Source organism: Arthrobacter sp. TMS2-4 (assembly GCF_054511075.1).
The window spans coordinates 79,796-100,342 of record NZ_JBTNDI010000001.1 but is presented as its reverse complement, the minus strand read 5'-3'; the positions used below and the strand labels follow the sequence as shown (position 1 = coordinate 100,342).

Annotated in this window: 25 protein-coding genes; 13 read left to right on the top strand and 12 right to left on the bottom strand. The window is 67.0% G+C overall.

Annotation, left to right across the window (positions count from 1 at the left end):
• Positions 1-21: 21 nt before the first annotated feature.
• On the top strand, positions 22-699 hold the full coding sequence (locus ACX80F_RS00545; RefSeq protein ID WP_459334432.1) for a M23 family metallopeptidase: 678 nt from the start codon (positions 22-24) through the stop codon (positions 697-699).
• Positions 700-798: 99 nt separating this feature from the next.
• On the opposite strand, the gene glmM is transcribed toward ACX80F_RS00545, so the two are convergent.
• The 3 genes from glmM to rplM form a co-directional block, all read right to left on the bottom strand.
• The gene (gene glmM / locus ACX80F_RS00540; protein ID WP_459334431.1) at positions 799-2,154 is read right to left on the bottom strand and encodes a phosphoglucosamine mutase; all 1,356 of its coding nucleotides are present in this window, start codon (positions 2,152-2,154) and stop codon (positions 799-801) included.
• Between the two features lie 112 nt (positions 2,155-2,266).
• Positions 2,267-2,764, bottom strand: a complete 498-nt coding sequence (rpsI, locus tag ACX80F_RS00535) for a 30S ribosomal protein S9 (protein WP_459334430.1) — start codon at positions 2,762-2,764, stop codon at positions 2,267-2,269.
• Between the two features lie 39 nt (positions 2,765-2,803).
• Positions 2,804-3,247 carry a 50S ribosomal protein L13 gene (rplM, locus tag ACX80F_RS00530; RefSeq protein WP_043440690.1) on the bottom strand — a complete coding sequence of 148 codons (444 nt, stop codon included), beginning with the start codon at positions 3,245-3,247 and terminating at the stop codon, positions 2,804-2,806.
• A 452-nt stretch (positions 3,248-3,699) separates the two neighbouring features.
• On the opposite strand from rplM, the gene ACX80F_RS00525 reads away from it, so the two are divergent.
• The 9 genes from ACX80F_RS00525 to ACX80F_RS00485 all read left to right on the top strand — a co-directional run bounded on the left by ACX80F_RS00525 (position 3,700) and on the right by ACX80F_RS00485 (position 11,184).
• The gene (locus ACX80F_RS00525; RefSeq protein ID WP_459334429.1) at positions 3,700-3,933 is read left to right on the top strand and encodes a Flp family type IVb pilin; all 234 of its coding nucleotides are present in this window, start codon (positions 3,700-3,702) and stop codon (positions 3,931-3,933) included.
• A gap of 70 nt (positions 3,934-4,003) precedes the next feature.
• Positions 4,004-4,396 (top strand): TadE/TadG family type IV pilus assembly protein, encoded by a 393-nt coding sequence (locus ACX80F_RS00520; RefSeq protein ID WP_459334428.1) that lies wholly within the window; start codon positions 4,004-4,006, stop codon positions 4,394-4,396.
• Between the two features lie 5 nt (positions 4,397-4,401).
• Positions 4,402-5,427: a pilus assembly protein TadG-related protein gene (locus tag ACX80F_RS00515; RefSeq protein WP_459334427.1), complete on the top strand. Its 1,026-nt coding sequence runs from the start codon at positions 4,402-4,404 to the stop codon at positions 5,425-5,427.
• Between the two features lie 21 nt (positions 5,428-5,448).
• Entirely contained in the window at positions 5,449-6,213 is a 765-nt protein-coding gene (cpaB, locus tag ACX80F_RS00510) for a Flp pilus assembly protein CpaB (protein WP_459334426.1), read from the top strand.
• Entirely contained in the window at positions 6,210-7,406 is a 1,197-nt protein-coding gene (locus ACX80F_RS00505; RefSeq protein WP_459334425.1) for an AAA family ATPase, read from the top strand. The genes cpaB and ACX80F_RS00505 overlap by 4 nt, the downstream gene beginning before the upstream one ends.
• Positions 7,403-8,848: a CpaF family protein gene (locus ACX80F_RS00500; RefSeq protein ID WP_459334424.1), complete on the top strand. Its 1,446-nt coding sequence runs from the start codon at positions 7,403-7,405 to the stop codon at positions 8,846-8,848. The genes ACX80F_RS00505 and ACX80F_RS00500 overlap by 4 nt, the downstream gene beginning before the upstream one ends.
• 4 nt (positions 8,849-8,852) lie before the next feature.
• Positions 8,853-9,788 (top strand): type II secretion system F family protein, encoded by a 936-nt coding sequence (locus ACX80F_RS00495; RefSeq protein WP_459334423.1) that lies wholly within the window; start codon positions 8,853-8,855, stop codon positions 9,786-9,788.
• 10 nt (positions 9,789-9,798) lie between these two features.
• On the top strand, positions 9,799-10,680 hold the full coding sequence (locus ACX80F_RS00490) for a type II secretion system F family protein (RefSeq protein ID WP_459334422.1): 882 nt from the start codon (positions 9,799-9,801) through the stop codon (positions 10,678-10,680).
• A 126-nt stretch (positions 10,681-10,806) separates the two neighbouring features.
• Positions 10,807-11,184, top strand: a complete 378-nt coding sequence (locus ACX80F_RS00485) for a hypothetical protein (RefSeq protein WP_459334421.1) — start codon at positions 10,807-10,809, stop codon at positions 11,182-11,184.
• A 10-nt stretch (positions 11,185-11,194) separates the two neighbouring features.
• Here the strand turns inward: ACX80F_RS00485 and ACX80F_RS00480 are convergent, their stop codons facing one another.
• The gene (locus tag ACX80F_RS00480) at positions 11,195-11,986 is read right to left on the bottom strand and encodes a response regulator transcription factor (RefSeq protein WP_459334420.1); all 792 of its coding nucleotides are present in this window, start codon (positions 11,984-11,986) and stop codon (positions 11,195-11,197) included.
• A 258-nt stretch (positions 11,987-12,244) separates the two neighbouring features.
• On the opposite strand from ACX80F_RS00480, the gene ACX80F_RS00475 reads away from it, so the two are divergent.
• The 3 genes from ACX80F_RS00475 (at position 12,245) to ACX80F_RS00465 (ending at position 15,132) form a co-directional block, all read left to right on the top strand.
• Complete coding sequence (locus ACX80F_RS00475) at positions 12,245-13,864, top strand: ATP-binding protein (protein ID WP_459334419.1); 1,620 nt, start codon at positions 12,245-12,247, stop codon at positions 13,862-13,864.
• A complete protein-coding gene (locus ACX80F_RS00470; protein WP_459334418.1) occupies positions 13,865-14,488 on the top strand; it encodes a prepilin peptidase in 624 nt (207 codons plus the stop codon).
• A 194-nt stretch (positions 14,489-14,682) separates the two neighbouring features.
• Positions 14,683-15,132: a hypothetical protein gene (locus ACX80F_RS00465; protein WP_459334417.1), complete on the top strand. Its 450-nt coding sequence runs from the start codon at positions 14,683-14,685 to the stop codon at positions 15,130-15,132.
• Positions 15,133-15,184: 52 nt separating this feature from the next.
• On the opposite strand, the gene ACX80F_RS00460 is transcribed toward ACX80F_RS00465, so the two are convergent.
• The 8 genes from ACX80F_RS00460 to map form a co-directional block, all read right to left on the bottom strand.
• Positions 15,185-16,165, bottom strand: a complete 981-nt coding sequence (locus tag ACX80F_RS00460; RefSeq protein WP_459334416.1) for a tRNA pseudouridine synthase A — start codon at positions 16,163-16,165, stop codon at positions 15,185-15,187.
• A 22-nt stretch (positions 16,166-16,187) separates the two neighbouring features.
• Entirely contained in the window at positions 16,188-16,841 is a 654-nt protein-coding gene (gene rplQ, locus ACX80F_RS00455; RefSeq protein WP_459334415.1) for a 50S ribosomal protein L17, read from the bottom strand.
• 65 nt (positions 16,842-16,906) lie between these two features.
• Positions 16,907-17,917: a DNA-directed RNA polymerase subunit alpha gene (locus ACX80F_RS00450; protein ID WP_043440664.1), complete on the bottom strand. Its 1,011-nt coding sequence runs from the start codon at positions 17,915-17,917 to the stop codon at positions 16,907-16,909.
• A gap of 149 nt (positions 17,918-18,066) precedes the next feature.
• The gene (gene rpsK / locus ACX80F_RS00445) at positions 18,067-18,468 is read right to left on the bottom strand and encodes a 30S ribosomal protein S11 (RefSeq protein WP_043440662.1); all 402 of its coding nucleotides are present in this window, start codon (positions 18,466-18,468) and stop codon (positions 18,067-18,069) included.
• 61 nt (positions 18,469-18,529) lie between these two features.
• The gene (gene rpsM / locus ACX80F_RS00440) at positions 18,530-18,907 is read right to left on the bottom strand and encodes a 30S ribosomal protein S13 (protein WP_104166355.1); all 378 of its coding nucleotides are present in this window, start codon (positions 18,905-18,907) and stop codon (positions 18,530-18,532) included.
• 163 nt (positions 18,908-19,070) lie between these two features.
• Positions 19,071-19,184 carry a 50S ribosomal protein L36 gene (gene rpmJ / locus ACX80F_RS00435; RefSeq protein ID WP_043440658.1) on the bottom strand — a complete coding sequence of 38 codons (114 nt, stop codon included), beginning with the start codon at positions 19,182-19,184 and terminating at the stop codon, positions 19,071-19,073.
• A gap of 21 nt (positions 19,185-19,205) precedes the next feature.
• Positions 19,206-19,427: a translation initiation factor IF-1 gene (infA, locus tag ACX80F_RS00430; protein WP_019481515.1), complete on the bottom strand. Its 222-nt coding sequence runs from the start codon at positions 19,425-19,427 to the stop codon at positions 19,206-19,208.
• Positions 19,428-19,711: 284 nt separating this feature from the next.
• Entirely contained in the window at positions 19,712-20,539 is an 828-nt protein-coding gene (map, locus tag ACX80F_RS00425; protein WP_459334414.1) for a type I methionyl aminopeptidase, read from the bottom strand.
• Positions 20,540-20,547 lie beyond the last annotated feature (8 nt).

Genomic DNA, 20,547 nt, shown 5'->3' with positions numbered 1-20,547 from the left:
GTGAGGATCAGAATGGAGCGCATGACGGATCCTGCGCCAGACGGCGGCCCGGTGCTGCTGCGCTACCCGCTCGAGGGGAACTTCCGCGCCCGCAACAGCCCTGCGCGTCGCGTCCCGAGCCACGGGACCCACCTGATGGGCACCACCTACGCGATCGACCTCGTCCCCGTTGATGCACGGGGCCGCCCCGCCCCGAGGACGTGGCGCGCCCTGGTCGCCACGGAGCGAGCGGAGGATTTCGTCGGATTCGGCGCGCCGGTGCTCGCCCCGGCGGAGGGCGTCGTCGTCACCGCCCACGACGGCGAGGAGGACCACGTGGCGCGGCGGTCCCAGCTGGCGCTGCTGCCCTACGCGGCCGGGCAGTCGCAGCGCCTCCGCCACGGGCCGGGTGCCATCGCCGGCAACCACGTGGTCATCGCCCTGGGCTCCGACGGGCCGTTCGTGCTGGTCGCCCACCTGCGCCGATCATCGTTGCGCGTCCGCGTGGGAACCCGGGTGCGGGACGGCCAGCCGATCGGTGAGTGCGGCAATTCGGGGAACAGCACGCAGCCGCACGTGCACGTCCAGGTCACGGACAGCACCGATTGGCCGACCGCGCGGGGACTGCCGATCGCGTTCCGGACGCCTGAAGGTGCCGAGCTGCCGGGCGAATCGCAGCTCGTCGTCGTGCCGAGGACGGGACACGGCCTCGGCGACTAGTCTTACGGGTCCACGCCGGGCGGGGCCGCCGGGGTCAGGCCGACTGGTCCTACCCGTACCCGCTGGAGGCGCCGCCGCCCCGCTGGACGGTCCGCCGGCTCACGCGACGGGTTCGAGGGAGAGCCGCTCCTGCACCGTCGCGGCGAGTCCGTCGGCGATGCGCTGGGCGGTCGCGAGGTCGGCGGCCTCGACCATGACCCGCACCACCGGCTCCGTACCCGAGGGCCGCAGCAGCACGCGCCCGGTCTCGCCGAGGACGGCTTCGGCCTCGCGGACGGCCGCCTGCACGCCGTCGTCCGACTTCACGGCTGCGCGGTCCACGCCCTTGACGTTGATGAGTACCTGCGGCAGTTTCGTCATGACGGCGGCGAGCTCCTTGAGGCTCTTGCCGGTCCCGGCCATGCGGGAGGCCAGCTGGAGGCCCGTGAGGACGCCGTCGCCCGTGGTGGCGTACTCGGCGAAGATGACGTGGCCGGACTGTTCGCCACCGAGGCTGTACCCGCCGTCGCGCATCTCCTCGAGCACGTAGCGGTCTCCCACGCCGGTCTCCCTGATGGTGACGCCGGCGTCGCGCAGGGCGATCTTGAGGCCGAGGTTGCTCATCACGGTCGCCACGAGGGTGTCGTCCTTGAGTTTCCCGGCGTCCTTCATCGCGAGGGCCATGACGGCCATGATCTGGTCGCCGTCCACGATCGTCCCCTCGTGGTCGACGGCGAGGCAGCGGTCGGCGTCGCCGTCGTGGGCGATGCCGAGGTTCGCGCCGTGCTCGAGGACGGCGGCCTGCAGCTTCTCGAGGTGCGTTGAGCCGTAGCCGTCGTTGATGTTGGTGCCGTCCGGATCCGCGCCGATGACGACGATGTCCGCGCCGGCGTCCCGGAACACCTCGGGCGAGCAGCCGCTCGCCGCGCCGTGGGCGCAGTCGAGGACCACCTTGAGCCCGTCGAGGCGGTGCGGGAGGGTCCTGAGGAGGTGGACCAGGTAGCGGTCCTCGGCGTCGGCGAAGCGCTGGATGCGTCCGACGTCGCCGGCCACGGGACGGAGCCGCGGCCGCGCCATCTCCTCCTCGATGGCGTCCTCGAGCGCATCGCTGAGCTTGTTGCCGCCCCGGGCGAGGAACTTGATGCCGTTGTCGGGAGCCGCGTTGTGGGAGGCGGAGATCATGACGCCGAAGTCGGCCCCGAGGTCTGCCACGAGGAACGCCGCCGCCGGCGTCGGCAGGACGCCGGCGTCGTAGACGTCGACGCCGGAACTGGCGAGCCCGGCCTCGACGGCGGCCGCGATGAACTCACCGCTGATGCGGGGATCGCGGGCGATGACCGCGGTGGGACGGCGCCCGTCCGCGGCGTTGTGGCCGAGGACCACGGCCGCGGCCTGGGCGAGCTGCAGGGACAGTTCCGCCGTGATCAGGCCGTTGGCCAGGCCGCGGACGCCGTCGGTTCCGAATAACTTGCTCATCGTGATCATCCTAAGTGCAGAACAGGGAACCGCTCGGGCGGGTCCTCGAACAGGTTAAAGCACGATGCCCGTCCGGGAGGCCCGGACGGGCATCTGGCGTGTCCGTGAAGGATCAGCGCTTGGAGTACTGAGGCGCCTTGCGTGCCTTCTTGAGACCGGCCTTCTTGCGCTCGATGACGCGGGCGTCACGAGTCAGGAAGCCTGCCTTCTTGAGGGCGGGGCGGTTGTTCTCGCGGTCGATCTCGTTCAGCGTGCGGGCGACTCCGAGGCGGAGTGCGCCGGCCTGGCCGGAGGGCCCGCCGCCGTGGATGCGGGCGATGACGTCGTAGGCGCCGTCGAGCTCGAGGAGCTTGAAGGGGTCATTGACTTCCTGCTGGTGCAGCTTGTTCGGGAAGTAGTCGGCGAGCTCGCGCCCGTTGACGATCCACTTGCCGGTGCCGGGGACGAGGCGCACGCGGGCGACAGCTTCCTTACGGCGTCCGACGGCTCCGCCGCCGACGGTCAGCGCGGGACGCTCCTTGACGGCGGTCCCGCCGCCTTCGGTGGACTCCGAGGTATAGCTCGTGAGCTCCTCGGTCGGTTCGTTTAGCTCTTCAGTGTTCTCAGCCACGGTTCTCCTTGAAGTGATTTTTAGTACTGGTGGCCAGGACTACTGGGCGACCTGAGTGATTTCGTATGTCTTGGGCTGCTGTGCGGCGTGGGGGTGCTCGGCGCCGCGGTAGACCTTCAGCTTGCCGATCTGCTGTGCTGCGAGCGAGTTCTTGGGCAGCATGCCACGGATGGCCTTCTCGACTGCGCGCTCCGGGTTCTTGTCCAGGAGTTCCACGTAGGTGGTGGACTTCAGGCCGCCCGGGTAACCCGAGTGGCGGTAGGCGCGCTTTTGCTCGAGCTTGGAGCCGGTGAGGGCTACCTTTTCAGCGTTGATGATGATGACGAAATCGCCCATGTCCATGTGGGGAGCGAAGGTCGGCTTGTGCTTTCCGCGGAGCAGGATTGCGGTCTGGCTGGCAAGACGGCCGAGGACGACGTCGGTTGCATCGATTACGTGCCACTGGCGGTTGATGTCGCCTGGCTTCGGGGTGTACGTACGCACGGTTATGGCCTTCGTTTCTATTTCGGTGTCGCCCGTGACTACGGAAGGGTCCGTATCCGCGGGCTCAGCTTATTCATGCGTTACCGGAACTTCAGGTGAGGGCTGAAATACGACCAGTCATCCCGTGAATCTCGGCTCCGCCCCCGGGCCAGGTGGTTCTGCAACTGAACCGCTCCGTGAGGCGCAGACGTATCGAGAAGGGACACGCACAACGACTCCCAAGGATAGCCTGCCGTACTGGGGCGGGTCAAAAGGGACCCGAGCCGGCGTCGGCGGGGCCCGGGAGCAGCGTGAACGCAGGTTCTGCGCAGGGCGCGTGCAGAGCTGACGCAGGTTCGTGAATGTTCACTCAGGATCAGGTCAAACCCGGTTTCCTGTGGATTCCCGTTGCTAACTTTCTGGAAGCGCTGACGCTGGGTCAGCCACTTCGAACCGTCCTCAGGAGTCCCCTCATGTTCCTCGTATCCGACACCCGCATGCACCTCCTCCCCCGCCTGGTCCGCAAGGAAGACGGCGCCACCGCCGTCGAGTACGGCATCATGGTCGCCCTCATCGCCGTCGTCATCATCGCTGCAGTCACGCTGCTCGGTGGCGGGCTGCGAGATTCATTCACACAAGCAGAGTGCGCAATCACCAACGGAGCATTCACTCCGGCCACCGCCACAGCCCCTGCCTCCTGCGCCTGAGGCACCCGGTTGGCCTAGCGATCAGCTTGCCGATTTCGCTAGGCCAACGCATTTCAGGAGGAATCTTGCCGTGGTGACAAAGTCCGAACGCGGCGCGGCGGCTGTCGAAATGGCGCTTCTCCTCCCTGTCCTCATCCTGCTTCTTTTGGGCATCATGGAGTTCGGACGAGCTTTCAATGCGCAGGTCATCCTTACCAATGCAGCCCGTGAAAGTGTTCGGGTCATGGCGATCTCCAAGGACGAACCGCGAGCGAAGAACTCCGCTGTCGCGGCCGCAGGAACGCTGCGTCCAGCACTCGCTGCTACTAACGTCGCCATCTCGGTTCCCGGAGCGACCGCCGGGAACCGGTGTCCTGCAGAAAGCACCGCCACCGTGACCATCACCTACTCGCTGAGCACCCTTACCGGCATTGCAGGGCCCTTTTCGATGACCGGCAGGGGAGTCATGCTATGCGGAGGCTGAGGCAAGTGGGGGCTTCGGGTCGGACTGACCGTGAACAGGGTGCCGTCAGCATCCTGGTCGCCCTCCTCATGGTGGTTCTCCTCGGCTTCGCAGCGCTCGCCATCGACATCGGCATGATCGTCTCCGAGAAGGCCCAACTCCAAAACGGTGCCGATGCGGCCGCCTACGCCGTCGCACAGAAATGTGCGGCGAACCCGGCTGACACGACGTGCTCGACCACCTCGACCCTTGCGTCGAGCCTCGCGAATCAGAACGCCCTCGACACTCGGACCAACGTCAAGCAGATCGACCTGGACATTCGGGGACGCAAGGTGACGGTGACCGCGGGCGCTCAGGAAGCAGGTGGCACACCGAATCGGATGTCGCTTCTCTTCGCCAACGTCCTGGGAATCAGCTCGAGCGAGGTCACTGCTACCTCTAGCGCAATCTGGGGTAGTCCGACAAAAGGCACAGCGCCCTTTCCTCTCGCCTTCTCGATCTGCCAGGTGCAGGGACAAGTGGGAGGCTCGCTGCAGCTGCTCCAGGCCCACGGTGACAACGCGAATCCCGACTGCAACTACGGTCCGTCCGGGGCAACCGTTCCCGGCGGGTTCGGTTGGCTGTCACAGGCCGCAGGTCAGTGCGGCGCATTCATCGATCTCGCCACGCAGCTGGGCGGCAGCGACACGGGCAACAATGGGCCCACCAATTGCGACTCCATCCTCAACGGGTGGGCCGCGGACCTCAACGCCGGCAAGCCTGTCACGCTCCTGCTTCCGGTTTTCGATCAGGTGACCGGCACCGGAAGCGGGGGCCAGTACCACCTCCTCTACTTCGCGGCCTATGACGTAAAGGGGTGGGCTTTTTCCGGTAACAACAATCTCCCGATGACGTTCAACCCTTCGGTGACGCAGGGATCGGTCACCAAGACCTGCAGCGGAAGCTGCCGCGGCATCATCGGCACCTTCGTCAAGTACGTGTCACTCGCCGACGGTTACACGCTAGGACCTGTCACCAGCGGCGGGGTCACCATCGTCCGCCCCGTGCTCTAAACACAGCCAGAAAGTAGCACCATGAAATCCCGTCTCCTGGCCGGCGTCGCCGCCGTCGTTCTCGCTCTCATCGGGGCGATGATGCTCTACGGCTACGCGCAGGGCGCAGAAGCCCGTGCTGTCGAGGGCCTCGAGCCGGTCGACGTGCTCGTCGTAGCAACAGTGGTTCCCGCGGGCACGCCCGCCGAGGAGCTCATGCCGTTCCTGACGACCAAGAGTTTGCCGGCCACAGCCGTGGGCGAGTCCGCCCTCAGGGACCTCGAATCCTCGGCCGGCAAAATTACCGCGGTGGAACTCATGCCGGGCGAGCAACTGATCGCCGAGCGCCTCGTCGACCCCGACGACGCCGCGGTGACCGGCAGCGTCGACGTGCCCGAGGGTCTGCAGGAAGTGTCCTTCACCATCGAGCCTGACCGGGCGGTCGGGGGCAAGATCGCCCCCGGTGACACCATCGGGATGTTCATATCCCTGGAGACGGGCGGACTCGAGGAGGAACCGGACGTCTCCACGACGAAACTCGCCCTCCACAAGATCCTCGTCACCTCCGTGCAGCGCGCCCCCACCGCCGTCGCCGTCGACCCGGCCGCCGACCCCGAGGTGCAAGCTCGCGCCGAAGCCGAGGCATTGCCGAGCGGCTCCCTCATGCTGACCGTCGCCGTCGACACCGACCAGGCGACGCGGATCGTGCACGCGAACCAGAACGCCACCCTGTGGCTGAGCAAGGAAACGACCGCCACTGTCGAGGGCGACTCCCCGATCATCCAGAACAAGGAACTGTACCGATGAGCAGATTCGTCCTGATCACGCCCAGCTCGGACTTCGAGCAGAAGGTGCGCCTCGCGGTCGCCGGCGGTCTGCAAGGTCACGTGAAAAGCCTGCCGGCGACTGTCCTGTCCGGCGACACGGACGCCGTCCTCGACCAGCTGGCGACGGAACGGCCGGAGGTGCTGATCTTCGGGCCCGGCATCGCCCTCGAGGACGCCCTCCGCCTCGCCATCATCGTGGACGTGAAGTTCCCCGAGGTGAGCGTGGTGCTGGTGCATGAGGACCATCCCGAGATCGCGCTGCAGGCCATGCGCGCCGGCGTCCGGGACATCCTCACGCCGCTGGCAGACGTCGCGAGCATCCGCGCACAGCTCGAGCGCGCCTGCCAGGCGTTCGCCTCGCGCCACCGCTCCGGCCACGAGATGCCCCACGAGCAGGAGGACGGACTCGTCATCGGCGTCTTCTCCCCCAAGGGCGGCGTCGGGAAGACCACCATCGCCACCAATCTGGCCGTCGGGCTGGGGAAGCTCGCCCCGATGAACGTGGTCATCGTGGACCTGGACCTCCAGTTCGGCGACGTGGGCACGGGGCTGTACCTGAACCCCGAGTACTCGGTGCTCGATGCCGTCTCTGGCGCCGCCATCCAGGACTCGATGGTGCTCAAGGCCTTCCTGACGGCGCACCCGTCCGGCATCTACGCACTGTGCGGCCCCCGCAACCCGGCCGACGCCGACCGAATCTCCTCCGAGCAGGTGACCCGCCTGATCCAGCAACTCGCACTCGAGTTCCGCTACGTCGTCGTGGACACCGGCCCGGGGCTCACCGAACCGAGCCTCGCCGCCCTCGAGCAGTGCACGGACGCCGTCTGGGTCACCGGCATGGACGTGCCCAGCGTCCGCGGCCTGCGGACGGGACTCGACGTGCTGAACCAGCTCAGCCTCCTCCCGGAGACCAGGCACGTCGTCCTGAACTTCGCGGACACCAAGACCGGCCTCTCGGTGCAGGACATCGAGGCGACCCTCGGCGCGCCGGTCGACGTGTCCATCCCCCGCTCGCGTGCTATCACCCTTGCGACGAATCGCGGTGTCCCCCTGCTCCAGGACAAGGTGCGCGACCCTGCGACGAAGAGCCTCACCGAGCTCGTGCAGCGGTTCGACCACGAGTGGCGCGCCAAGTCACAGCGCAAGATCCACCGTCGCGTGGTGGTCCGATGAAGCTTTCGGCCCGAATCCAGGCGGCGAATCCCTCCCCCGCGCCGGCCGCCGTCGAACCGAAATCTGCTGACGCCCCGCCCGACGCACCACGCCCGGCGACTCACGCCCTCACGCCCGCCGTCGTGCGCGTGGCGTCCGAGAAGCCCGGGACCGCGAAGGTGGACGTCTTCGCAGGGCTCAAGCAGCGTGCCGCCTCGGCCCTCTTCGAGCGCATGGGCACGCGCGCGAGTGACACCTCGATCACCGAGGATGACCTCAAAGCCATCGCCCGCGAGGAACTCAGCCAGATCATCGACGCCGAGCAGGTACCGCTCAGCCGGGACGAACGGCGCCGCCTCATCCAGGACGTGGCAGACGACGTCCTCGGGTTCGGCCCGCTCCAGCGCCTCCTCGATGACGCATCGGTCACCGAAATCATGGTGAACCGGATGGACCAGATCTACGTGGAGCAGAAGGGCAAGCTGACACTCAGCGACTCGCGGTTCAGCTCGGAGGAGCACCTGCGTCGCGTCATCGAGCGCATCGTGTCCAAGGTCGGTCGCCGCATCGACGAGTCCTCCCCCTTCGTCGATGCCCGCCTCGAGGACGGCTCCCGCGTCAACGCCGTCATCCCCCCGCTCGCGGTCAATGGCTCGTCGTTGACCATCCGCAAGTTCAGCAAGGTCCCCCTGACCGTCCAGAACCTCATCGACTTCGGAACGCTCACCCCGGAGATGGCGGAACTGCTCGACGCCTGCGTGAAGGCGAAGCTGAACATCATCGTCTCGGGCGGTACCGGCACCGGGAAGACCACGCTGCTCAACGTGCTCTCCTCCTTCCTGCCCGAGGACGACCGTATCGTCACCATCGAGGACGCCGTCGAACTCCAGATCCAGCAGCAGCACGTGGTGCGCCTCGAGAGCCGCCCGCCGAACACCGAGGGGAAGGGTGCCGTGAGCATCCGCGACCTCGTCCGCAACTCTCTCCGCATGCGCCCCGACCGCATCGTGATCGGTGAGGTACGCGGCGGTGAATCCCTCGACATGCTGCAGGCTATGAACACGGGCCACGATGGTTCACTGTCCACCGTGCACGCCAACTCGCCCCGCGATGCCGTCGCCCGCCTCGAGACGCTCGTGCTCATGGCGGGCATGGACCTGCCGCTGCGTGCCATCCGCGAACAGTTGGCCTCCGCCGTCAACCTCGTTGTGCAGATCTCGCGCCTCCGCGATGGGAGCCGGCGCATCACGCACGTGACCGAGGTGCAGGGCATGGAGGGCGACGTCGTCACCCTGCAGGATGCCTTCGTCTTCGACTACTCGGCCGGAGTGGACCAGAAGGGCCGCTTCCTCGGCAAACCCGTGCCGACCGGCATCCGGCCGCGGTTCATGGAGCGCTTCGAGGACATGGGCATCACGGTGTCCCCCGCCGTCTTCGGATCAGTACCCGCGCGCGGGAGGTAGACGCATGACTCTTCTCCTCGTCGGCGGCGTCGCCCTGGTGATCGGCACAATCGTCCTGGCGCTCGTCGCGCTCCGGCCGGCCCAGTCACCCGTGCCGCTGGACCGGCGTCGGCCGCCCGTCGAGCAGCAGGACTCCCAGCTGTCGCGCTTCGCGGGAGCCGCTGGCCGTGCAATGGACGCGTACCTGCGCCGGCATCCGATGCGCTTCCTCGACCAGAACGTCCTCGAGACGGCGGGCATTCGGATCACCCAGGCCGAGGTTTACCTGCTCGTGGTCCTCGGCGGCATCACCGGACTCCTCCTGGGCTGGGTGCTGCTCGCGCCCGTCGTCGGCGTCCTCCTGTTCCTGCTCTCCCCCGCCGTCGCGCACCTGGTCGTGTCCTTCCGGACGGGTCGACGGCGCCGTCGTTTCGACTCGCAGCTCGGCGACACGCTGCAGCTGCTCACCGGGGGCCTGCGGGCGGGCCACAGCATCCTGCGCGCGATCGACGCCGCGGCGACCGAAGCCGACAGCCCGACCTCGGAGGAGATGCGCCGGATCGTCGCCGAGACGAGCCTCGGCAAGGACCTCCTCGCCTCCCTCCTGGACACCTCCGAGCGCATGCAGAACGAGGACTTCGCCTGGATCGCCCAGGCCATCCAAATCAACCGCGAAGTAGGAGGGGACCTCGCCGACGTGCTCGACCAGGTGGGACACACCATCCGCGAGCGCACCGAGATCAAGGGTCACATCCGCGCCCTCGCCGCGGAAGGCAAGTTCTCGGCCTACATCCTGGGGGCGCTGCCCTTCGCGATTGCGCTCATGCTCACCGTGGTCAGCCCTGGCTACGTCGACCCGCTGTTCACCGAACCGCTGGGCTGGGTAATGCTGGGAGCCGCCGCCGTCATGATGGCCATCGGCGGGCTGTGGCTGCGCAAGATCATCGACCTGAAGTTCTGAGGACCCCGCCATGAACCCCACCCTGCTCGCTTCACTCCTGCTCACCTCGGTGCCCATCGGGTACTTCACGTGGTCTCTGCTGACCTCCGACGGGAAGATCCGGCGTACGGTGCAGCAGAACCTCAACCGGGGAGTCGGATCGGCGAGCGCCACGGCGGACGGCCCCAATCCGCTGCTCCAACTCGGTCATCGCCTCACCCCCCATGCCTACATCGCGAAACTCGACCACCTCCTGGCCCTCGCCGGCCGACCGGCCTCGATGCCGCTGGCCAAGGTCCTCACCGCCAAGCCCCTGCTCGGCCTCGCCGGTGGGCTGGCCGGGCTGCTCCTCGTGCAATCGAATCCCAGCAAGCTGTTCGTGCTGCTCGCAATCTTCATCACGATCCTCGGCTACTTCGTGCCGGATCTCCTCCTCTACAGCAAGGGGCAGGAGCGCCAGAAGGCCATGGCCCTGGAACTGGCCAACACCCTGGACCAAATGCTGATCTCCGTGGAGGCTGGCCTAGGATTCGAAAGCGCCATGCAGCGCGCGGGTGAAACCGGAAAGGGGCCTTTGGCGGACGAGCTCGTGCGGACGCTTCAGGATATGCAGGTGGGTCGCAGCCGGCGTGAGGCCTACCTCGCCATGGCGGACCGGAGCACCATCCCCGAACTGCGCAGCTTCGTGAAGGCCATCGTGCAGGCGGACGCCTACGGCATCGCCCTATCGGGCGTCCTGCGGACCCAGGCCAAGGTCATGCGCGTCAAGCGTCGCCAGCGGGCGGAGGAGAAGGCGATGAAACTTCCCGTCGCGGTGCTCTTCCCGCTCCTGCTGTTCATCTTCCCGGTGCTGTTCATCGTGATCCTCGGCCCGGCTGTGCTCAACGTCATGGAGACCTTTGCCGGCCAATGAATGACCGCTACGGACTAAAAGCGCGAATAGCGACAAGCCCGGAAAGCAGGGAAGCAATTGCACAGTTCTACCTCAGCATCAGCCGGTTCCCGGCGAATCGTCAGGGCACGGTCGTAGCCTGACGTGATGATCCACAACGCTGCGACAACGGTCCTCCCGCTCGTGGACCTCGCCGTCCTCTCAGAGCTTGAAGGGCAGTTGAACGACGTCCAGCCTGCCAGAGCCTTCGCCCGCGACTACATCACGGGCTTCGGTAACCGCTATCTCCGGCTCACGCAATCGGTCCACGACGAGGATCTGCCTGCGGCCTTCGAGGCCGCACTGAGCCTCCGCAATTCCTCCGTGATGGTCGGAGCCGAGCGGCTGTCGGCACTCACCGCGAGCTTCGGGACGGCCGTTTCCTCCGCGGATCTCGCCACTGCCCGCCGCGCGCTCCCCGCCATCGAGCAGTGTGGGCTGGACACCATCGGGGAGCTCGAAATCCGCTATCTCAACCCTTCCTAGGGAAGGTGGGTCAGGCTCGCCCTGGGGTCAACCGGTAGCCGACCCCGCGCACGGTCTGCAACCAGCGCGGGTTCTTCGGATCCTCGTCGAGCTTCCGCCGGAGGTTGCCGATGTGCACCTCGATCGCCCGCTCGTCGGAATCGCTGATGTAGGTGTCCTCGCCGTAGTAGTCCCCACGGACAACCCGCACCAGGTCGGCCTTCGTCCTCACCGCGCCGTTGCTCCTGAGCATCTCGTTGAGCAGATCGAACTCGCTGCGCGTCAGCAGCAATTCGCGTCCGTCAACCATGACGGTGCGCGCCGAGGCGTTCAGCGCCAGTCCGTTGTGTTCGATCACCGGCGAAGGCTCGGCCGGAGCCGGCGCGGCGGACGGTCCCCATTCAGCGGACCGGGCCGGTGGCGCAGGAGCTGCAGCCACCACCTCCGGTACTGCTCGCGGCCGCCGCAGCATCGCCGCGATCCGCGCGCGCAGTTCGCGTGGCCGGAACGGCTTCGTCAGGTAGTCGTCGGCCCCGGACTGCAGCGCCGTGAGCGTGTCCAGCTCGTCGCCCCGCGAGGTCAGCATCACCACGTAGCAGTTGCTGAAGCCGCGGATGCGCCGCAGCACCTCGTATCCGTCGATATCGGGCAGTCCGACGTCGAGCGTCACCACTGCGGCATCGTGCGCCCGCACCAGTTCGACGCCTTCCTTCCCGTTCGGCGCCACCATGACGTCGAAGCCCGACTGCCGGAGCACGGCACCGACCAGGTTCCGCACATCGGCGTCGTCCTCGATGACGACGGCCACTCCCGGATCGCTCACATCGTCCCTGCCCGGCCTGCGCCAAGGCGTTCTTCAGTCGTCATGGTCCCCATTCTGCCTGTCGCTTTGCCGCATTTCTCTCCCATTGGGTGCAAAACGCCACTTTAGTCACATAATGGAACTGAGTACGTTGGTCTCAGCGTTGGGAAGTTGTTCGTATGCGGGGTTTCAGCTGTCCTTGGATAGTCCGTGCCTGAGAGTCTCGGGGCGGCGCGGTTACCTTCTCCGGTCGCTCGGTTCGCACTCGACCGTTCGGTAGTGCTTTGCCAGGTACCCCTCGCCCTGATCGTCGTTATCATCGGCGCCACAGGGCCGCTCCTGCGACCGGGCCTGATGTCCAACCCGACGTTCGAGCTCGGCTTCTGGCTGACCCTGGTCCTGCTGGCCTTCTCCGTCGTCGTCCCCTGGAACGAACTGCCGCGCGGCATGGTCCTTGCCATCCCGCTCCTCGACTTCGTCGCGATCGCCCTGCTCCGGACGGGTGCGACGGACATCCAGCCGGGACTTGGGGTCCTCGCCCTCTTTCCCGTCCTCTGGCTCGTGCGGTCCCTGCTGCCCATTTGGGCGGCCCTTGCCTGCACGGTGGGGGGATCGCTGCTCATCACCGCGTGGCCACTCTTCGGTTCCTTCGATACGACGCAGCTCGACTCGCACGTGGGCGCCCTGCTGCTGCCCCTCGTGATGCTGTGCATCGGCATCACCATCCACTACCTGAGCGCCGGTGCCGATGCCCGTGACGCAGAGATCGAGCGAAAGGACCGCGAACTGAAGGACCTCCTGAAGGCCGCCATCGACCGCGAGCAAGTGCTGACCGCGATTCTCAACACGGTCGACGTCGGCCTCACCGCCGTCGACGCCCACGGCAACACCACGCTGACCAACCGCCAGCAGGAGCTGTTCAACCGGCTCGCGGCCGGCCATAACGGCGAAGGCCCGGACACCCACTTCTTCGGTCCGGACCGCGTCACACCGCTGCCTCCGGATCGGCGGCCCGTGCATCGCGCCCTCACGGGCGAGACGTTCGCGGACGAACTGGTGTGGGTCGGCGACGGCGACGCGCAGCGCGCACTGTCGACGGCGGCCCGCCCCATCAAGGACACTGACGGCGGCATCACCGGTGCCCTGATCGCCTGCAGTGACGTCACCGAGCTCGTCGAGGCGGTGACCGCCAAGGACACCTTCATCTCCAACATCTCGCACGAGTTCCACGCCCCGCTGACCTCGGTCCTGGGCTACCTCGAACTCGTCCTCGAGGACGACCACTCGCTGCCGGCGCATCTGGCCGGATACGTCGACGTCGCAAGCCGCAACGCCGAACGCGTGCTCCATCTGGTCGCGGATCTGCTCTCCACCGCGGGTGACCGCGTGAGGGTGCACCCGCGGCCCGTGGATCTCTCGGCCGTGATCGAGATGAGCGTCCGCTCGAACCGGCTCCGCGCGCAGAAGAACGGTGTGCGGCTCCGGACCGACGCCCTGAGCCCGCTCTGGACGCTCATCGATCCACTGCGGATCTCCCAGGTCCTCGACAACCTGCTGTCCAACGCCATCAAGTACTCACCCGAGGGCGGACTCGTCATCGTCCGCGCGGAGGAGACCGAGGCGGAGATCAGCCTCCACGTCGACGACCGCGGCATGGGCATGACCGAGCAGGAGGCCCGCCAGGTCTTCTCCCGCTTCTACCGGACGCCCGCAGCGCGCCGTGCGGACATCGAAGGCGCCGGGCTCGGTCTGGCCATCACCAAGTCCATCGTCGAGAGCCACGGAGGCACGATCCGCTGCACCAGTTCCCCCGGCAAGGGAAGCCGGTTCACGGTGACGCTGCCCGTGGACGGGGACGTGAGCCGGTCGCCGCACGACACCCTCGAGGACTCCATCTAGGTGATCGCCGTCCTGATCACCGCCCTGGCCACCGCGGCGCTGGCCTACGCGCTGTTCGGCCTTGCCGGGCGCGATCCGCGGACTGTCCTGCCGGATCGCGCGCGGTTGCCGCTCGTGCTGCTCGCAGCCGTCCTCGCGGGCATAGGCAGCGCCGTCACCGCCGACTGGTGGACGCTCCCACTCGTGGCGTGCCTCGCGGCCTTCGGCGTCCTCCTCGGCATCATCGACGCCCGCTCGAAGCTCCTACCGAACGCCGTCCTCCTTCGTTTCACTGCACTGACCCTCCCCCTGCTGCTCCTCGCGGCGGCAGCGGGCGGCCGCTGGAGTGGTCTGCTCGCTGCCGCGGCGGGTGCGGCGGGGCTATTCGCGGTCTACCTCATCCTTGCCCTCATCAACCCCGCGGGCATGGGCATGGGTGACGTGAAGCTCGCCGCCGTCCTCGGCCTGTTCGGGGGCTGGGCCGGCTATACGGCGTGGATGGGAACACTGCTGGGCGGGTTCCTGCTCGGGGGCCTGGCCGGGCTGGTGGTGCTGCTGTTCCGCCGCGGCTCGCGCGACTCCACCTTCCCGTTCGGTCCCGGGATGCTGCTCGCTGCGTTCGCGAGCTTCGTCCTGCTCAGTTGAGGCCGGTCGCTTCGATGGCGTAGCCCGATCTCACATACGACGATCCCATTGTTAGGGGTTCTCGTGAATTCTCTTTATAAGGAGCTTACGATCGGGGGTGTCGAAGCTTGGACATTCTCTCCCCACGTGCCAATACAATGACGGGCGGGCCCCGAGTTCAGGGCGGCGCAGCAATATCCGAAATGAGGGGGACAATGAGGATTTTCAAGGAACCGACGTCCACGGAGGACCGGTTGGGCAAAGGCTTCATCCATGCGGCACTCGTGCTGGGGGGCGTGGTGCTCAGCTGGATGACCCTCGGTTACACGGTGGAATCCTTCGGCTGGTTGACCGGAATAGTGGACCCGCCGGCTGAGGTGGTTATTCCGGCTCGTAGGAATGATCACGTGGTGGATTATTCGGTCGGTGTGGCCCTGTCGATGTTCCTGATCAGCCTCGTCTTCGGTCTGCTCTTCGCCGCCGGGACGCTGGTTTCGGCCCGCGAGACGGTGGCGATCTTCCGCCGGGCGCGCAGGAAGGCGCGCTGGGAGCGGCAGTGGAGACAGCAGGCCGCGTGGAACTCCCGCACGGATGGCCGTCCCGGGATGTGGCCGGAGTCGAGGAACGACCAGGGTGTGCCGCCCGGCCCAGGAACGCGGTCATGAAGCGTAGCGACCTGAGCCCGGCGGAGTGGGCGGATGAGGCCGCGGGGTCAGGCTAGGTGCCCGGGTCGACCGACGAGTCGGCAGATGGGGCAGGCCGAGCGACAAGGTGTCCGGCGTTCCGCCGCGCACGAGTGAGCCCGGCCCGCTCCCCGAGCTCGTCGCCTCCCGGGTAGGCGATCTCCTCCAGTACGAGTGGGTGCGGCGCAGCCAGGATGGACCGGGCGTCCTTCAGCCGAGCGGCCAGCCTCTCCCCCAGCCACACGGGAGGCATCTCGCCGGATCCGACGCGCAGTGTGGAGCCGATCAGCGCGCGCACCATGTTGTGGCAGAACGCGTCCGCCTGCACGGTCGCCGTGATGACGCCGTCGTGCCCTCGCACGAACTCGTAGCGCTGCAACTCGCGGATCGTGGTGGCGCCCTCGCGGGGCTTGCAGAACGCAGCGAAGTCCTGCATCCCAAGGAGGTGGGCGGCTCCCTCGTTGAGCAGCGCGACGTCGAGGGACCCGGGATACCAGAGCGTGGTGTGGCGGCGCAGTGGATCCTGCCCGGTGGCCGCGTCCGCGATGGCGTAGCTGTAGCGGCGCCAGAGCGCCGAGAACCGTGCGTCGAAACCGTCAGGCGCCAGGGTGGCCGACCGGACGACGACGGCGGGCACCGAGTTCCGCACGGAGCGGCCGCGCCCGGTGATGCCATCGGTGAGCACGCGGTTGATCGTGCCGGTGAGGCGCCGCAGGAAGGCCTCGGACGGGTCGATCTCCCGGCCGCGCGCCATCGACTCCCACTCGCCCTGCGTGAGGTCCACGTGGGCCACTTGGCCCCGGGCGTGGACTCCGGCGTCGGTGCGCCCGCCCACGGTGAGGCGGGCCTGCCGGCGCAGGAGCGTGAAGAGGGCGTCCTCGAGCACCCCCTGGACGGTCGTGAGCCCCGGCTGGAGGGCCCAGCCGGAGAACAGGGAGCCGTCGTAGGCGAGATCGAGCCGGACACGCAGAAGCCCGCCGTCCCTCGAGGGGACAACGGGCTTCTGCGTTGTCATGGCGTGCGTCAGGCGGGAAGAATTACTTCTTCTCGTCCTCCACGGCGCTTTCGACGACGACGACCTCGTCGGTGCCGGCTTCGGCATCGATCGTGGTGTCCTCGGCGGCGACCTCGTCGGCGGACGCTGCCGATTCGGCGGACTCGGCGGACTCGGCCGAATCGACGGAGTCGGCGGACTCGGGCGAATCGACGGAGTCGAACGAATCAACGGAGTCAGCGGACTCGGGTGAGTCGACCGAGCCTGCGACGGGTACTGCTGCAGCGGCGGGAGCCTTGGCCTGCTCGGCCTCGGCGATCACGGACTGCTTGGCCGACAGGGGCTCCAGCACGAGTTCGATGACGGCCATGGGGGCGTTGTCGCCCTTGCGGTTGCCGATCTTCGTGATGCGGGTGTAGCCACCCTCGCGGTTGGCGACGGCAGGTGCGATGTCCGTGAACAGCTCGTGGACGATGCTCTTGCTGCTGATGACGCCGAGGACGCGGCGACGCGATGCGAGGTCGCCCTTCTTCGCGAACGTGATGAGACGCTCGGCGTAGGGGCGAAGGCGCTTGGCCTTGGTCACCGTGGTGGTGATCCGCTTGTGCTCGAACAGTGAGGCGGCCAGGTTGGCGAGCATCAGGCGTTCGTGCGCCGGACCGCCACCGAGGCGTGGGCCCTTTGTAGGTGTGGGCATGATTCTTTCTCCTCATTAGGTGTCCGTCCCGCCGCCCGAGGGCGATGGGACGGACGGATAGCGTGTTAGACCTCTTCGTCGCCGAAGGGGGCGTCGTCCTCTTCGATGGCTGCGGCGCGGGCGGCAAGGTCGAACCCTGGAGGGGAATCCTTCAGGGACAGACCGAGCTCCACGAGCTTCGCCTTGACCTCGTCGATGGACTTCGCACCGAAGTTGCGGATGTCCATGAGATCGGCCTCGGAGCGTGCAACGAGTTCACCCACGGAGTGGATGCCCTCGCGCTTGAGGCAGTTGTACGAGCGGACCGTCAGTTCGAGGTCCTCGATCGGCAGTGCCATGTCCGCAGCGAGTGCTGCGTCCGTCGGCGACGGGCCGATCTCGATGCCCTCGGCGGCGGTGTTCAGCTCGCGGGCGAGACCGAACAGCTCCACCAGGGTGGTGCCGGCGGAGGCGACGGCGTCGCGCGGGGCGATGGCGTCCTTCGTCTCGACATCGACGATCAGCTTGTCAAAGTCGGTGCGCTGCTCCACACGGGTGGCTTCCACGCGGAAGGTCACCTTGAGGACCGGCGAGTAGATGGAGTCGACCGGGATGCGGCCGATCTCCGAGTCGCCGGACTTGTTCTGCGACGCCGAGACGTAGCCGCGGCCACGCTCGATGGTCAGTTCCAGCTCGAACTTGCCCTTCGAGTTGAGGGTCGCGATGTGCAGGTCCGGGTTGTGGAACTCGACACCGGCCGGGGGCGCGATGTCAGCCGCGGTGACGACGCCGGGTCCCTGCTTGCGCAGGTAGGCGACGACAGGCTCGTCGTGCTCCGAGGAGACGGCGAGGTTCTTGATGTTCAGGATGATCTCGGTGACGTCCTCCTTCACCCCGGGAACCGTGGTGAATTCGTGCAGGACGCCGTCGATGCGGATGCTGGTGACGGCGGCACCGGGGATCGAGGACAGGAGCGTACGGCGGAGCGAGTTGCCGAGCGTGTAGCCGAAGCCGGGCTCGAGCGGCTCGATGACGAACCGCGAGCGGTTGTCGGCGACTACTTCTTCAGTCAGGGTGGGGCGCTGTGCAATAAGCACTTACATTTCCTTTCGGGAAGCATCCGCTATATGACGCTTCCAAATGGGCGGGACTGCTGGCCAGCCGGCTCGATAGCTACTGGAACGGCACCGAACCGCCCTGCCGGAACCTGGGTTCCTGCAAGGCGGCACGGTGACCGGGAAGCTGGTTAGACGCGGCGGCGCTTCGGCGGACGGCAGCCGTTGTGCGCGCTCGGGGTGACGTCCGAGATGGACCCGACCTCGAGGCCGGTGGCCTGCAGCGAGCGGATCGCGGTCTCGCGTCCCGATCCCGGACCCTTCACGAAGACGTCGACCTTCTTGACGCCATGCTCCTGGGCACGCTTGGCCGCGGCCTCGGCGGCCATCTGCGCCGCGAACGGCGTGGACTTGCGTGAGCCCTTGAAGCCGACTTCACCAGCGGAGGCCCAGGAGATGACTGCTCCACTGGGGTCCGTGATGGACACGATGGTGTTGTTGAAGGTGCTCTTGATGTGCGCCTGGCCGAGGGTGATGTTCTTCTTATCCTTGCGACGCGGCTTGCGCACCGCTCCACGAGTCTTGGGGGGCATTACTTCTCCTACGAAGGTATTGGGTAAAGCATGTGATCGGACCAGCCATGAGGGCTAGGGGTTAGCGTCCGACCTTCTTCTTGCCTGCGACCGTACGCTTGGGACCCTTGCGGGTACGTGCGTTCGTCTTCGTACGCTGTCCACGTACGGGAAGGCCGCGGCGGTGCCGGATGCCTTCGTAGCTGCCGATCTCGACCTTGCGGCGGATGTCGGCTGCAACCTCGCGGCGGAGGTCGCCCTCGACCTTGAAGTTGCCTTCGATGTAATCGCGGAGCTGGACCAGCTCGATGTCGGAGAGGTCCTTGACGCGCGTGTTCGGGGAGATCCCCGTGTCCACGATCGTCTTCTCTGCACGGGTCTTGCCCACGCCGTAGATATAGGTAAGCGCAATGACTACCCGCTTTTCGCGGGGGATGTCTACGCCAGCGAGACGTGCCATAGTGGCGGTGCTCCTTTGGTGTTACCGGAGGTGTGGAGCAGAACGACCGCGGAACGAGTGTTCCGGTCCCCGGCCTCCGAGCCGGGGGTGTGCACCCCGTGAGGGGTGCCGTTCTGCCGTGAAATGTACTTCTACGCGTGGGGAAGAGCCTCGGGAGAGGTTCTTAGCCCTGGCGCTGCTTGTGGCGCGGGTTCTCGCAGATGACGAGAACGTTGCCCTTGCGGCGAACCACCTGGCACTTCTCGCAGATCCGCTTCACGCTCGGGTTGACCTTCATGGTTTTCCTTCGAGTTGATTCTTATTTGTAGCGGTAGACAATACGACCCCGGGTGAGGTCGTACGGGCTGAGTTCCACTACGACCCGGTCCTCAGGAAGGATTCGAATGTAGTGCTGGCGCATCTTTCCCGAGATGTGGGCGAGAACAATGTGACCGTTGGCCAACTCAACGCGGAACATCGCGTTGGGCAGCGCCTCGTTCACAGTGCCTTCAATCTCAATGACACCGTCTTTCTTGGCCATATCCTCCGCTAACGTCTGTGCCCACCACTTGCACGGCGGGCTGGTTTGGGGTTTTGATTGTCAGACCCTGCGGGAGCCGGAGCTCCGCTGCAGGGCAGGTCTTCACAGCCCATTGGGCATGAAAAGCAGAGACAACCAACAGACAACGATACGCTACCGCTCCGCGATAGTTAAATCGCTACGGGACCACTCCGGGCACGGGACGCCCGAAGGCCCCGCACGAGTGCGCGGGGCCTTCGTCAGTCAGGACGGCCGTCGGTGCTGCTGAGGGCGATGCGTTGCGGTCAGTCGCCGAGGGGCGCCGGCGTCACACCGAGCGGCGCGAGCCGGGACGCTCCCCCGTCCGCTGCCGTGAGGACCCAGATGCCGCCGTCGTGGACGGCCACACTGTGCTCCCACTGGCAGGCGCGCTTGCCGTCGGTCGTGACGACGGTCCAGTCGTCGTCCAGCACCGCGGTCTCCAGACCGCCCTGGACGAGCATGGGTTCGATGGCCAGGCACAGTCCCGGGCGGACCTTCGGACCCCGATTGGCGCTGCGGTAGTTCAGGACGTCCGGCGCCTGGTGCATCTGCGTGCCGATGCCGTGTCCCACGTAGTCCTCGAGGATGCCGAGTGCAGGTCCGGGCACGGACGTCACATAGTCGTCGATCGCCGCGCCGATGTCCCCGACGAAGCGTGCGGACGCGAGGGCAGCGATCCCCCGCCACAGCGCCTCCTCCGTCACCTCGGAGAGGCGCACGTCCTCAGGACGGGGCGTTCCCACGATGACGGTGCGGGCGGAGTCCGAATGCCACCCACGGATGACGGCGCCGCCGTCGATGGACAGGATGTCCCCGTCCCGCAGGGCGTAGTCCCCGGGGATGCCGTGAACCACCTCCGCGTTGACCGACGTGCAGATGCTCGCGGGGAATCCGTGGTACCCGAGGAAGTTCGACGTCGCGCCCTCCTCGCGGAGGACCTCCTCGAACACCGTGTTCAGCTGGCCGGTGGTCACTCCGACGGCCGCGGCAGCGACCGTCCGGTCGAGCGCCTTCGCGAGGACCCGCCCGGCGTCGCGCATGACGAGCATCTGCTCGGTGGTCTTGTACTCGACCTTGGGCTGGCGGAACATCGGGGGCG

Excerpts from the sequence above, each read along its gene's own strand:
- infA (WP_019481515.1), bottom strand. The coding sequence starts at position 19,427 with ATGGCCAAGAAAGACGGTGTCATTGAGATTGAAGGCACTGTGAACGAG.
- ACX80F_RS00465 (WP_459334417.1), top strand. The coding sequence starts at position 14,683 with ATGAGGATTTTCAAGGAACCGACGTCCACGGAGGACCGGTTGGGCAAA.
- ACX80F_RS00495 (WP_459334423.1), top strand. The coding sequence starts at position 8,853 with ATGACTCTTCTCCTCGTCGGCGGCGTCGCCCTGGTGATCGGCACAATC.
- map (WP_459334414.1), bottom strand. The coding sequence starts at position 20,539 with ATGTTCCGCCAGCCCAAGGTCGAGTACAAGACCACCGAGCAGATGCTC.
- rpsM (WP_104166355.1), bottom strand. The coding sequence starts at position 18,907 with ATGGCACGTCTCGCTGGCGTAGACATCCCCCGCGAAAAGCGGGTAGTC.
- ACX80F_RS00505 (WP_459334425.1), top strand. The coding sequence starts at position 6,210 with ATGAGCAGATTCGTCCTGATCACGCCCAGCTCGGACTTCGAGCAGAAG.
- ACX80F_RS00460 (WP_459334416.1), bottom strand. The coding sequence starts at position 16,165 with ATGACAACGCAGAAGCCCGTTGTCCCCTCGAGGGACGGCGGGCTTCTG.
- rplQ (WP_459334415.1), bottom strand. The coding sequence starts at position 16,841 with ATGCCCACACCTACAAAGGGCCCACGCCTCGGTGGCGGTCCGGCGCAC.
- cpaB (WP_459334426.1), top strand. The coding sequence starts at position 5,449 with ATGAAATCCCGTCTCCTGGCCGGCGTCGCCGCCGTCGTTCTCGCTCTC.
- rpmJ (WP_043440658.1), bottom strand. The coding sequence starts at position 19,184 with ATGAAGGTCAACCCGAGCGTGAAGCGGATCTGCGAGAAGTGCCAGGTG.
- ACX80F_RS00485 (WP_459334421.1), top strand. The coding sequence starts at position 10,807 with ATGATCCACAACGCTGCGACAACGGTCCTCCCGCTCGTGGACCTCGCC.
- glmM (WP_459334431.1), bottom strand. The coding sequence starts at position 2,154 with ATGAGCAAGTTATTCGGAACCGACGGCGTCCGCGGCCTGGCCAACGGC.
- rpsK (WP_043440662.1), bottom strand. The coding sequence starts at position 18,468 with ATGCCCCCCAAGACTCGTGGAGCGGTGCGCAAGCCGCGTCGCAAGGAT.
- ACX80F_RS00490 (WP_459334422.1), top strand. The coding sequence starts at position 9,799 with ATGAACCCCACCCTGCTCGCTTCACTCCTGCTCACCTCGGTGCCCATC.
- ACX80F_RS00545 (WP_459334432.1), top strand. The coding sequence starts at position 22 with ATGACGGATCCTGCGCCAGACGGCGGCCCGGTGCTGCTGCGCTACCCG.
- ACX80F_RS00500 (WP_459334424.1), top strand. The coding sequence starts at position 7,403 with ATGAAGCTTTCGGCCCGAATCCAGGCGGCGAATCCCTCCCCCGCGCCG.
- ACX80F_RS00525 (WP_459334429.1), top strand. The coding sequence starts at position 3,700 with ATGTTCCTCGTATCCGACACCCGCATGCACCTCCTCCCCCGCCTGGTC.